General features: G+C 71.0%; 11 protein-coding genes. 6 read left to right on the top strand and 5 right to left on the bottom strand.

The features are described from left to right. Positions 1 to 109: 109 nt before the first annotated feature. Positions 110 to 607, bottom strand: coding sequence for a MarR family winged helix-turn-helix transcriptional regulator (locus NYE39_RS08545; RefSeq protein ID WP_341012403.1), 498 nt, complete (start codon positions 605 to 607; stop codon positions 110 to 112). A gap of 100 nt (positions 608 to 707) precedes the next feature. Between NYE39_RS08545 and NYE39_RS08540 the strand changes: the two genes are divergently transcribed. After that, complete coding sequence (locus NYE39_RS08540) at positions 708 to 1304, top strand: superoxide dismutase (RefSeq protein WP_083546196.1); 597 nt, start codon at positions 708 to 710, stop codon at positions 1302 to 1304. Positions 1305 to 1561: 257 nt separating this feature from the next. Here NYE39_RS08540 and NYE39_RS08535 read toward each other — a convergent pair whose 3' ends face one another. Genes NYE39_RS08535 through NYE39_RS08525 form a run of 3 tightly spaced genes read right to left on the bottom strand, consistent with a single transcriptional unit; the run spans position 1562 to position 3575 of the window. Next, on the bottom strand, positions 1562 to 1918 hold the full coding sequence (locus NYE39_RS08535; protein WP_084453003.1) for a fluoride efflux transporter FluC: 357 nt from the start codon (positions 1916 to 1918) through the stop codon (positions 1562 to 1564). Next, on the bottom strand, positions 1915 to 2361 hold the full coding sequence (locus NYE39_RS08530) for a fluoride efflux transporter FluC (protein ID WP_341012402.1): 447 nt from the start codon (positions 2359 to 2361) through the stop codon (positions 1915 to 1917). The genes NYE39_RS08535 and NYE39_RS08530 overlap by 4 nt, the downstream gene beginning before the upstream one ends. Next, the gene (locus NYE39_RS08525; protein ID WP_084452999.1) at positions 2358 to 3575 is read right to left on the bottom strand and encodes a pyridoxal phosphate-dependent aminotransferase; all 1218 of its coding nucleotides are present in this window, start codon (positions 3573 to 3575) and stop codon (positions 2358 to 2360) included. Before NYE39_RS08525 ends, NYE39_RS08530 begins: the two co-directional genes overlap by 4 nt. A gap of 610 nt (positions 3576 to 4185) precedes the next feature. Between NYE39_RS08525 and NYE39_RS08520 the strand changes: the two genes are divergently transcribed. From NYE39_RS08520 to NYE39_RS08500, 5 genes are read left to right on the top strand one after another with little or no spacing between them, the layout of a single operon-like run. Further along, positions 4186 to 4812 (top strand): ATP-binding cassette domain-containing protein, encoded by a 627-nt coding sequence (locus NYE39_RS08520; protein WP_223277920.1) that lies wholly within the window; start codon positions 4186 to 4188, stop codon positions 4810 to 4812. Continuing rightward, on the top strand, positions 4809 to 6125 hold the full coding sequence (locus NYE39_RS08515; protein WP_185220896.1) for a hypothetical protein: 1317 nt from the start codon (positions 4809 to 4811) through the stop codon (positions 6123 to 6125). The genes NYE39_RS08520 and NYE39_RS08515 overlap by 4 nt, the downstream gene beginning before the upstream one ends. Continuing rightward, entirely contained in the window at positions 6122 to 6742 is a 621-nt protein-coding gene (locus tag NYE39_RS08510; RefSeq protein WP_084452995.1) for a hypothetical protein, read from the top strand. The genes NYE39_RS08515 and NYE39_RS08510 overlap by 4 nt, the downstream gene beginning before the upstream one ends. Positions 6743 to 6780: 38 nt before the next feature. Continuing rightward, positions 6781 to 8121: an MFS transporter gene (locus tag NYE39_RS08505; protein ID WP_341012401.1), complete on the top strand. Its 1341-nt coding sequence runs from the start codon at positions 6781 to 6783 to the stop codon at positions 8119 to 8121. Next, positions 8118 to 9548 (top strand): pyridoxal phosphate-dependent decarboxylase family protein, encoded by a 1431-nt coding sequence (locus NYE39_RS08500; protein WP_341012400.1) that lies wholly within the window; start codon positions 8118 to 8120, stop codon positions 9546 to 9548. The genes NYE39_RS08505 and NYE39_RS08500 overlap by 4 nt, the downstream gene beginning before the upstream one ends. An 18-nt stretch (positions 9549 to 9566) precedes the next feature. On the opposite strand, the gene NYE39_RS08495 is transcribed toward NYE39_RS08500, so the two are convergent. Then, complete coding sequence (locus tag NYE39_RS08495) at positions 9567 to 11216, bottom strand: acetolactate synthase (protein ID WP_341012399.1); 1650 nt, start codon at positions 11214 to 11216, stop codon at positions 9567 to 9569. Between the last annotated feature and the right edge of the window lie 16 nt (positions 11217 to 11232).

Raw genomic sequence — 11232 nt, 5'->3', positions numbered from 1 at the left:
GCCGAGGAGCGGTCTCCCGGTGGTCGAGGTGCGAGGAGTTCTGCGACGAGCCTCGAGACCCGGTGTCGAGGCTCCTTCGTCGCACCTCCACCAGCGGGGCGGGAGGGGGTCAGCCCACCGTGTCGCCGTGCGCCGCGCGAAGGGAGGACAGCAGCGCCGTCGCCTGCCGCACCTCCGCCTCCGCCAGGCCGGGGGAGGAGAAGACCTGGGCGTTGAGGTCTCGCGTCGCGGACTCGACGACGTCGGCCCCCTTCGTCGTGAGGGAGGCGAGGACGACGCGACCGTCGTCGGGGCTCTGCCGTCGCTCGACGAGGCCCTGCTTCTCGAGCCGGGCGACCGCGCTCGTCACGCTCGTCGCGTGCACCTGTAGCAGGGAGCCGAGTCGACTCATCGGCATCTCGCGGCGCCGGCTGAAGGCGAGCAGCCGCAGGATCTCGAAGCGCGCGAAGGTCAGGTCGTGCGGCCGCAGGACCGACTCGACCCGCTCGTGGACCAGCTGCTGCGCGCGGACCACCGAGGTCATCAGTGCCATGCCGTCCGCGGCGTCGGTCCACCCGTGAGCCACCCACTGGTCATGGGCGGCGGCGATGGGGTCGCGGTCGGTCATGGGCTCCGATCCTAGGGGTGAGGGTGCCCTTTCGTGGACTCGTTCCAGACGACATGGAAGGGTAGGCAGGGCAAGCACATCCGTACGCATCGGAGGCCTCATGTACACCCTTCCCGATCTTCCCTACGACTACGGTGCCCTCGAGCCCGCCATGAGCGGCGAGATCCTCGAGCTGCACCACGACAAGCACCACGCGACCTACGTCAAGGGCGCCAACGACACCACCGAGAAGATCGCGGAGGCCCGCGACAAGGGTGACCTGTCCGGCATCGTCGGCCTCGAGAAGACGCTGGCCTTCAACGTCTCCGGTCACGTCCTGCACTCGATCTTCTGGGAGAACCTCTCCCCGGACGGTGGCGACAAGCCCGACGGCGCGCTCGGCACCGCGATCGACGAGCACTTCGGCTCCTTCGACAAGTTCCGCGCGCAGCTGACCGCCGCGACGCAGACGACGCAGGGTTCCGGCTGGGGTGTCCTCGCGTGGGAGCCGGTCGGCAAGCGGCTGCTCGTCACGCAGGTCTACGACCACCACGGCAACGTCGCTGCGGGCATGACGCCGCTCCTGGCCTTCGACGCCTGGGAGCACGCCTACTACCTGCAGTACAAGAACGTGAAGCCGGACTACATCGAGAAGCTCTGGGACATCGTCAACTGGAACGACGTCTCCGCGCGCCTCGAGGCCGCCACCAAGGCCTGACCTGTTCGCTGGCTGAGGTGCGAGGCCGTCCGCGGCCTGGGTCCCACGCTCCGCGTGGGCGCCTCGAAGCCCCGGCACGTGCCCGGGTCCCCCAGGGGCCCGGGCACAGCCATGTCCAGCCGCATTTCCTCAAGGTCGTGCGCGGGGAGTCCGCATCCCCCTACGGCAATGCGCAGGGAGTCCGCATCCCCCTACGGCAATGCGCAGGGAGTCCGCATCCCCCTACGGCAATGCAGGCGAAGGGGAGGCCCCTCACCTCACGCGGTGACGGCCCAGCCGAGCGAGACGAGCGCGAGGCCGAGGGCGAGGTTGAGCGCGAGATCGGCCAAGGCATGGCGGGTCCGGCCGGTCCGCAGGGCGCTCGCCACCTCGACCGCGTGGGTGGCGAAGGTCGTGTAGGCGCCGCAGAAGCCGATGCCGACGAGCGGCAGCAGCCACCCCGGGGCGGCACCCGATGCGTGCCCGGCGGCCAGGCCCAGGACGAGCGACCCGGTGGCGTTGACGACGAGGACCGCCCCGGCGGTCGTGGCGCCCGCGCCGCGCAGCCGCTCGACGACGAGGTGCCGGCACAGGGCGCCCAGAGCGGCCCCGACGGCGACGAGCAACGCGGTCACAGCTCCTCCTCGGCGACGGCCTCGTCGGCGAGAGCGTCACTGCCCCAGATACGGTCGCCGACGACCAGCCCCGCGACGGCAGCGCCGACGCCGAGCCCGATCGTCAGGACGAGGTAGCCGAGCAGCCCCCCGAGAGCGTCGCCGGCCAGGGCATGCGTGTCGAGCGCGAAGCTCGAGTAGGTCGTCCACCCGCCGAGCAGCCCGACCGAGAGGAAGGGTCGCGCCAGCGGGTGGGCGGTGCCGCGCGCCAGCCACGCGACGAGCACCCCCATCGCGAAGGCGCCGGTGACGTTGACCAGGAGCGTCGCCCAGTGCGACCCGCCGACCGCGAGGCCCACGCCCCACCGGCCGAGCGAGCCGATGGCGCCGCCAGCGGCGACGGCGGCGAGGGGGCCTCCCTTCGAGGCTCCTGCGTCGTGCCCCGGGACGACGCCCTGGCTCATGCCCGGATCGACTCGAGGTACTCCGCGATCCGGCCGATCGCCTCGGTGAGCACGTCCTCGTCGGGCAGCGTCACGAGCCGGAAGTGGTCGGTGTCGGGCCAGTTGAAGCCGGTGCCGTGGGTGACGAGGATCTTCTTGGCGCGCAGCAGATCGATGACGAAGGCCTCGTCGTCCTCGATCGGGTAGACCTCGGGGTCGAGCCGGGGGAAGCAGTAGAGGGCGCCGCGTGGCTCGACGCAGCTGACGCCGGGGATCTCGTTGAGCAGGCGCGAGGCGAGCTTGATCTGGTCGTGGTAGCGGCCGCCGGGGACGATGAGCTCGTTGATCGACTGGTATCCGCCGAGTGCGGTCTGGATCGCGTGCTGCGCGGGGACGTTGGCGCACATGCGCATGTTGGACAGGAGCGTCAGGCCCTCGAGGAAGTCGGCCGCCTCGTGCTTGGGTCCGGAGATCATCACCCAGCCGGCGCGGTAGCCGCAGACGCGGTAGGCCTTGGACAGGCCGGAGAAGGTCAGGCAGAGCACGTCGTCGCCCGCGTACTCGGCCGCGTGGTGGTGGACCGCGTCGTCGAAGACGATCTTTTCGTAGATCTCGTCGGCCATAACGACGAGGTCGTGGCGACGGGCGATGTCGACGAGGCCGCGGACGATCTCGGGCGAGTAGACCGCGCCGGTTGGGTTGTTGGGGTTGATGATGACGAGCGCCTGGGTGTGCTCGGTGATCTTCGACTCGATGTCCGCGAGGTCGGGGTTCCACCCGTTGTCCTCGTCGCACCGGTAGTGCACGGGTGTGCCGCCGGCGAGCGAGACCGCTCCGGTCCACAGCGGGTAGTCGGGGGCGGGCACGAGGATCTCGTTGCCGTCGTCGACGAAGGCCTGCAGCACCATCGAGATCAGCTCGGAGACGCCGTTGCCGATGTAGACGTCCTCGACGGTCGTCTCCTTGAGCCCGCGGGACTGGTAGTACTGCGCGACCGCGGTGCGCGCCGAGTAGATGCCCTTGCTGTCGACGTAGCCCTGCGCGTCGGGCAGGTGGCGGGTCATGTCGGCGACGATCGCCTCGGGTGCCTCGAAGCCGAAGGGGGCGGTGTTGCCGATGTTGAGCTTGAGGATCTTGTGGCCCTCGGCCTCGAGGCGCTGGGCCTCGACGAGGATCGGTCCCCGCACGTCGTAGCGGACGTCCTTCAGCTTGCGGCTCTGGCGGATCTGGCGCATGAGGCGCAGTCTTTCAGCAACCTCGACTTGCTGTTGACGAGGTCCATGCTTGGCTCTACCTTCAACCCCACCATCATCAGCCCGGGGAAGGGGAGGACATGTTCAAGAGATTCTCAAAAGGGGGGGCGCTGGCTTTGGGCCTTGCCCTGATGCCGACGGCAGCCTTTTCAGTGGGTACGTCGTCGGATGACGGCGCTGGTTGGCAGACGCGCAAACAGGCGTACTCCAACGGAGCGTCGACCAACGGTGTCATCAGGAGCACACGAGGCGACATGGTGTACCACTCGGGTCAGGTGGCCAGGAACAACTGCGAGGACGTGGGGACCGGTCGCTACACGAGCAATGTCACGTCACTGACGAACGTCGGGAACAACGGGCGCATCATCACCACGTGGATGAACTGGCCGTGTCATGAGTTCCAGGGTGTCCGGGCCAAGATCTGCCGAGTCCGAAACAACGTGCCTGACGCCTGCGGAGCTTGGAGCTCCAGGTTTTGACGACACGTTCGCCCGACCTCCATGTCTCGTTGAGGGACGTGGAGGTCGCGTATCGGGGCAAGCAGGTCGTCCAACCGACGACGCTGTCGCTCCCTTTGGGGATCACGGCCTTCATGGGCAACAACGGTGAGGGCAAGAGCAGCCTGATCCGAGTGCTCGCGGGGGTCCAGCCTCCGTCCCGTGGGTTCCTCCTGCGCGGAGGTCAGGACGCTCACGCATCTGGGGCAGCCCGAAGGCAGCACCACCGAGTCACCGGATGGCTTCCCCAGGAAGCCGGATTGCCGCGCAACGTCACGGTGCGCGAGTTGGTCGACTACGCGGCCTGGCACAAGCAGGTGGCGCGAAGGGAGCGTCGCACCGCGTCGAGCGTGGCCATCGAGCAGGTGGACCTCGTGGAGCAAAATGACTCTCGGGTCGGCGCGCTCAGCGGCGGTCAGCGCCGACGAGTCGCGCTCGCAGCAGCGATCGTGGGTGCCCCGGACCTGCTCCTCCTCGACGAACCAACCACGGGGCTCGATCCCACCCAGCGCGATCAGCTGCACGGAGTGCTCAGATCGCTCCCTGCGAGCAGAGTCGTCGTCGCGACCCATCTCGTCGAGGACGTCCTCGCCGTCGCCGACCACGTCCTCTTCATCCGGGGTGGAGTCGTGCAGGCGCCGATCCCCATGTCTGAGCTCGTGCCCGCGGGAACAGACCTGGAGACGGCGAGCAGGGCACTCAGGCTCGGGCTGGCGGGATGACCATCGCACGTGCCGCACTGCTCGATCCGTGCCCGCCGTTGGTCCGTCGCCCGGCCCGCACGTGGGCAGCGCTGACCGCCTTCGTAGTTGTCGTGGACCTCGCGCTCGCCCTCACCACGCGTGAGCAGTGGTTGGGTTGGATGCCCTCAACGACCAATGCTTGGGCGGCCATGACCGTGACGCTGCCGCCTTCGCTCCTCGCTGGTGCCGCAGCGTGGCTCGTGGGCGCACCCCGGAGGAGCGGTGCGCAGGAGTGGTTGATCGCCTCGCCACGGCAGCTGAACTCGGCCGCGGTGTGGTCGGTCCTCTGGGTGGCCCTGGCAGGGGCGGTGGGGCACGTGATCACCTTCGCGGCCATGCTGATCTTGAGTTCGCGAGCAGCCCCCGTCGACTGGGCGGGGAGCCTGCCCGCGACTGCGTTCACCCTCGTGCTGATCATCGCGTTCTCTGTTCTCGCGGCGTCCTTCGGTGGGTGGGTGGGTTCGATCCTCCCGACGGCGGCTGCACTGCCTCTCGGCGCGGCTCTGCCGTACGGACTGGCCGTGTGCAGCGCCTTCATCAGCAGGGAGTCGCCGCTGGCGGCACTCTTTGTCCACAACGCCGTTCCCATCGCGGCTCGCTCGACGACATGGGTGCTGCTCGCGCAGTCGGTGACCTACGCCGCCGTCGCCGTCTGGCTGCTGTTCCTGATGACGCGGCATGCCAAGAGTTCGTGGATGGCGTGGGTGGTCAGCGCGTCGGTTGCCGTAACGATGTTCGGAGGGCTGCCTCTGGTCTTCCCGCCCGGCGCCGAGGAGCCGGTCTGCCGAAGCGCGGCCTCGACGGTGTGTGTGCCCAGATCGCAGCTGGCTGCACTCGACGACCTGACCACGTTCACGGACGATGCGCTCGCGGACATGCCCGAGTCGATGCGGCCGGACTACGTGATCGGCAGCATGCCGCCTCCCGGGCGCGGCGCGATGGTCTCTGTCGGCAGTGACAAGGTCGTGGACCGTCAGCAAGTGATCGCCATGCTGGGTGCTGACTCCTTCGAGCCGCCGTGCGCGACGTCGACGGGAGACCCGTCAGCCACTCTTGCCCTGCTGACCTGGTGGTGGCGGGCGCACGACCTGCCGGAGGATGAGCAGGTCTATCCCGGTGGGCCGGTGCTGGCAGGCGAGGGCGCCATCGTCCCCACGGACAGCAGCAGAGTGGACCGTGTGGCCGTTGCAGAGCGGTTGTCGGCGATGTCGAGGGCCGAGCGAAACCGATGGTTCTCGGTCAGGGCAGACAAGATCCGGAGCTGCTCCCTCACAGCCGCGGACGTCAGGTGACTGCGCGCAAGACGGCGGCGCGGGTGCAGGGCATCAGCTCAGCTTGGCTCGTGCTGCTTCCCGTGGTCTGGGGGTTGGTGCCGACGTTGTCGTGGGCCACTCTGCCGCAGATCGCGCCGGGTGACCTCGGGATGACCAGGCCCTTGGAGATGTTCGGTACGGCTGTGCTCGCGGTGAGCGTCGCGCACATGGCCTGGCCGCTGGGGGATGAGGCGCCGTGGCTCTCGTCTGTGTCGGCACGAGGGGCTGCCCGACAACGCGTCGGGCGGTTCATGGCGCTCAGCGGACTGTGCGCTGTCGCGGCCGCTGTTACCGGACTGGTGCTCGTGCGGGCAGGGGTGGACCTGGCGCATTTCGTCGGGGTAGGGCTCTTGCTCTGGGCGCTCGCAGCTGCTGGCGCTGTGACGCTCGGACGCCGCGCCGCGGCGGTACTGCCCGTGGGGCTCATGCTCATTTCCAGCCGGGCCCACCTGATCCCCTGGGACAAGAACGTCGTCTTCAACGAGATGGCGACGGGCCCGCTGTGGGCGTTGGCAGTGGCCTGTCTGGCAGGTGCGGGGGTCGCCTTCGCGTACTGGGGGGAGGGCATCGCGCGCCGGGAGGTTCGCTCTGCGTGACCGACCGCCCAGAGGCGACCCGTGAGTAGCCTTCCGTCATGGTGCAGGACACGGCGGTGCTGCCGGGGCGCGTGCGGCGCGGCTGCGGCCTCGGGTCGGTGGCGACGGGCGCCTTCGGCACGGTCCCCGGCCTGCTCCTGCTGCCCTACCTCACCGACCGGCTCGGCGTGGCCGCCGGCCTCGCCGGACTCATCGTCCTGCTGCCCAAGGCCTGGGATGTCCTGCTCAACCCGATCGCCGGCCGGGTCTCCGACCGCAGCACGCACCCCGATGGTCGGCGCCGCCCCTTCCTCGTCCGGGCCGGCCTGACGCTCGCCGTCCTCTTCGCGCTGCTCTTCGCCGGGCCGACCTCCCCTTCGACCCTGGCAGCCGCGTGGGTCGCCGTGCTCTTCCTCGCGTGCGCCAGTGCCTACGCCTTCTTCCAGGTCCCCTACGTCTCCATGCCGGCCGAGCTGACCCGTGACTACGGCGAACGCACCCGCCTGATGACGTGGCGGGTCGCGGTCCTCGCGCTGACGATCCTCGTCGCGGGCGGCCTGTCCCCAGCCCTGCGCGACGCCCTCGGCCCCGAGTGGGGCTACCGGGCCGTCGGCGTCTTCGTCGCTCTCCTCATCGTCGTCGGCGCACTCGGAGCCTGGTGGGGGACGAAGGGGGTTCCACCCGTCGAGCACGTCGCCGCCGGCGGCTCCCTGGCCCACCAGCTACGGGTCGTGGCGGGCGCCCCGGACTTCCGCGCCCTGCTGCTCACCTTCGCCGTCCAGGCGCTCGCGACCGGCGTCATGCTCGCCGGTGTCGACTACATGGCGCGGTGGGTGCTCGGCGACCCAGGCGCCGCCACGATCCTCTTCGTCGCCTTCGTGGGCCCCGCGCTCGTCGTCACCCCGCTGTGGGAGCGGGTGGGGCGTCGCACCGGCAAGCGGCCCGCCTTCGTCGTCGCCTCGCTCTGCCTCGCGGCGGGAGCACTCCTCGTGTGGGTCACCCACGACCTCGGTCTCGTCACCGTCGCCCTCGCCCTGGCCCTCGTCGGGGTCGGCTACGCCGGTGCGCAGATGTTCCCCATGGCGATGCTGCCCGATGTCGCTGCGGTCGACGCCGACCGCAGCGGCGAGAGCCGGGTGGGCGTCTACACCGGAGTGTGGACTGCTGCCGAGACGCTCGGCCTCGCCCTCGGCCCGGGTGTCTACGGTCTCGTCCTCATGCTCGGCGGATATGTTTCGTCGACGGACGGGACTGCGGCACAACCGGCCTCGGCGCTGACGGCGATGACCCTCGGCTTCACCGTCCTGCCCGCGCTGCTCGTGCTCGGCTCCATGCTCCTCCTGCGGGGCTATCGCATCGACGAGGCAGCCGTTGTCGCTGCCGGAGAGGTCGCCCGATGATGCTCGACCCGACCCACCCCACACCGGCCGACGACATCCGGGCGGCGCTGGACTCCCTTCGCGCACAGGACCTGCCGACCCACGGCGGCCGCACGCTCAGCTATGTCTACGACTCCGGCCTCGCGGAGGCCGATGCCATCGGGCGCCAGGCACTCGCGGCCTTCGCCTCGACCAACGGGCTCGACCCGACGGCCTTTCCGTCGCTGGCCCGGCTGGAGTCCGAGCTCGTCGCGCTCGCGGCCGGGCTCCTCCACGGGCCGCCCTCCACGGTCGGCGTCGCGACCTCGGGCGGTACGGAGTCGCTCGTCCTCGCGGTGCTCGCCGCGCGCAATGGCTCGCCCCACGTCGAGCGACCGCGGGTCGTCGCGCCGAGCACCGTCCACGCGGCGGTGCACAAGGCCGGGCACCTCCTCGGCGTCGACGTCGTGAGCGTGCCGGTCGACCCGGTGACCTTCCGCGCCGACCCGGCGGCGATGGCGGCCGCCGTCACCGACGACACGGTGCTGCTCGTCGCGTCGGCGCCCTCCTACGCCCACGGCGTCGTCGACCCCGTCGCCGAGATCGCCGCGATCGCCCGGGAGCGGGGCGTCCGCTGCCACGTCGACGCATGCATCGGCGGGTGGGTGTTGCCCTTCCTCGACGACGTGCCGCCGTGGACCTTCGCCGTCGAGGGCGTCAGGAGCATCTCCGTCGACCTGCACAAGTACGCCTACACGCCCAAGGGGGTCTCGCTCCTGCTGCACCGCGACCCCGGTCTGCGGCGCGGGCACATCTACGCCTCAGCCGCGTGGCCGGGCTACACGATGCTCAACACGACCCTCCAGTCGACGAAGTCCGGCGGCCCGCTCGCGGCGGCCTGGGCGGTCGTGCACGCCATCGGGCTCGACCGCTACCGCGAGCTCGCGGCGGTGGCCCGGCAGGCGACCCTCGACGTCGCGGCGGCGGTGGAGGCGATCGAGGGGGTGCAGGTCGTCGTCGCCCCCGACTCGACCCTGCTCGCCCTCGAGGCCACCGCGGGCTGCGACGTCTTCACGATCGCCGACGAGATGAGCTCCCGCGGGTGGCTCGTGCAGCCCCAGATGGCCTTCGCCGACCACGCCGCGACACTGCACCTCACCCTCTGCGCGGCGACCGCTGCCCACACCGACGAGCTCGTCGCCGCCCTGACCGAGGCCGTCTCTGCGGCAAGGGAGTCCGGCCCGGTCGAGGTCAACCCCGACCTCGTCGCGGCCGCCCGGCAGATCGACCCCGCAGGTCTCGACGAGGCGACCCTCGACGGTCTGCTCGCCATCGCGGGCCTCGGGGGCGGTGGCGGCACGCTGCAGGTGCCCGACCGCATGGCCGAGGTCAACGCGCTGCTCGACGCCGTGCCGCGGGCGCTGCGCGAGGCACTGCTCGCGGCCGTGCTGGACCGGCTCACCCGCTGAGTGGACCTCCCCTTCGGCTCACATACCGGTGGTCGACCGCGGATAGGGGATCTGCGGGTCGGTGACGACGTTGACGAGGTAGGGGACGCCGGAGGCGCAGGCCCGGTCGAGGGCCGGCCCGATCTGCCGGGGGTCGGTGACCATCTCGCCGGCGCCGCCGAGGGCCCGCACCACCTCGTCGTAGCGGGTCTGCGGGGCCAGGTCGGCGGCGACGTCGTAGCCGTAGAGCATCTGCATCGGCTGCTTCTCCAGGCCCCACGCGCCGTTGTTGCCCATGACCATGACGACCGGCAGGTCGTGGCGCACGAGGGTGTCGACGTCCATGAGCGACATGCCGGAGGCGCCGTCGCCGAGGAGCAGCACGACCTGCGACGAAGGGCGGGCGATCCGGGCCGCGATCGCCGCACCGAGGCCCGCGCCCAGGCAGCCGAAGGGCCCCGGGTCGAGCCACGAGCCCGGCCGCGCCGGCTCGACGAAGCGCCCGGCCCACGAGACGAAGTCACCGCCGTCGCCGATGACGACGGCGTCGTCGGCCAATCGCGGGAGCAGCTCGCCGTAGATGCGCGCCGGGTGCGCGGGGGAGACGGCGCTGGTGAGCAGCTCGTGGTCGGCGGCGGCCCGGGCCGCCGACTCCTCGGCGAGGCGGCCGCTCCACGCCGACCAGTCGGCGTGACCGTGCTGCTCGACCACCGTCTGGACGAGGTCGAAGAAGGCGGTGAGGTCGCCGACTGCGCTCGTCGCAGGGTCGGCATGGGCGCTGATCTGCCCGGGGGAGTCCGCGACGTGCACGACCCGGGCGTCGGGGGCGCCGCCGTGACCGCCGAAGGCCCCGTAGCCCAGCCGGAAGTCGAGGGGGGCGCCGACGACGAGCGCGAGGTCGCACTCGCCGACGGCCGTGCGGCGGGCTCGGGCGACGAGCAGCTCGTGCCCGCCGGGGACGATGCCCCGTCCCAGGCCGTTGGTGATCGTCGGCAGCCCGAGGTCGGTGACGAAGCGCAGCGCCGCGGTCTCGGCCCGGTCGCTCCACACGTCGGTGCCGAGGACGACGAGAGGTCGCTCGGCGGCCGCGAGCAGTCGGGCGATCGTGTCGACGTCCCCGGCGTCGGGAGGCGAAGGGAGGGTCTCGCCCGCGGTGACCGGCCTGCCCTCGGCGTCGCCGTAGAGCTCGTCCATCGGGACGTCGAGCAGGACCGGGCCGCGGTGCGGTGCGGCCGCGAGACGGAAGGCGTCGTCGACCTCGTCGGCGATCTTGTCGACGGAGCCGATCGTCGCGGCCCGCTTGGTCACCGGGCCGAGGAGGCTCGGGTGGTCGAGCTCCTGCAGCGCCCCCCGGCCCCACGAGTAGGTCGCTGCGCGCCCCCCGAGCACGACGAGCGGCGACCCGGAGAAGTGCGCCTGGGTGATCGCGCTGATGCCGTTGGTGACGCCGGGGCCGGCGGTGAGCACCGCGAGGCCCGGGGTGCGGGTGAGCTTGCCGGTGGCCTCCGCGGCGAAGACCGCGGTCTGCTCGTGGCGCACGTCGAGCAGACGCATCGGCGGGTTGGCCGAGACCGCGCCGTCGTAGAGGGGGAAGACGTGCGCTCCCGACAGGGTGAACATCGTCTCCACCCCGTGTGCCGCCGCTGCCGCGACCGCTCGGGCTCCGCCACTCACCTCGTCGTGATCCACGCGTTCTATGTTACTC

The organism is Janibacter sp. FSL W8-0316 (assembly GCF_038004165.1).
GTDB classification, from domain to species: domain Bacteria; phylum Actinomycetota; class Actinomycetes; order Actinomycetales; family Dermatophilaceae; genus Janibacter; species Janibacter indicus.
The sequence above is the reverse complement of the archived record's forward strand: the minus strand, read 5'-3'. Positions and strand labels throughout refer to the sequence as shown.

What these genes read in the sequence shown, in the direction of transcription:
- NYE39_RS08515 (WP_185220896.1), top strand. Translation starts at nt 4,809, where the DNA reads ATGACCATCGCACGTGCCGCACTGCTCGATCCGTGCCCGCCGTTGGTC.
- NYE39_RS08525 (WP_084452999.1), bottom strand. Translation starts at nt 3,575, where the DNA reads ATGCGCCAGATCCGCCAGAGCCGCAAGCTGAAGGACGTCCGCTACGAC.
- NYE39_RS08505 (WP_341012401.1), top strand. Translation starts at nt 6,781, where the DNA reads ATGGTGCAGGACACGGCGGTGCTGCCGGGGCGCGTGCGGCGCGGCTGC.
- NYE39_RS08500 (WP_341012400.1), top strand. Translation starts at nt 8,118, where the DNA reads ATGATGCTCGACCCGACCCACCCCACACCGGCCGACGACATCCGGGCG.
- NYE39_RS08520 (WP_223277920.1), top strand. Translation starts at nt 4,186, where the DNA reads ATGGGCAACAACGGTGAGGGCAAGAGCAGCCTGATCCGAGTGCTCGCG.
- NYE39_RS08530 (WP_341012402.1), bottom strand. Translation starts at nt 2,361, where the DNA reads ATGAGCCAGGGCGTCGTCCCGGGGCACGACGCAGGAGCCTCGAAGGGA.
- NYE39_RS08545 (WP_341012403.1), bottom strand. Translation starts at nt 607, where the DNA reads ATGACCGACCGCGACCCCATCGCCGCCGCCCATGACCAGTGGGTGGCT.
- NYE39_RS08540 (WP_083546196.1), top strand. Translation starts at nt 708, where the DNA reads ATGTACACCCTTCCCGATCTTCCCTACGACTACGGTGCCCTCGAGCCC.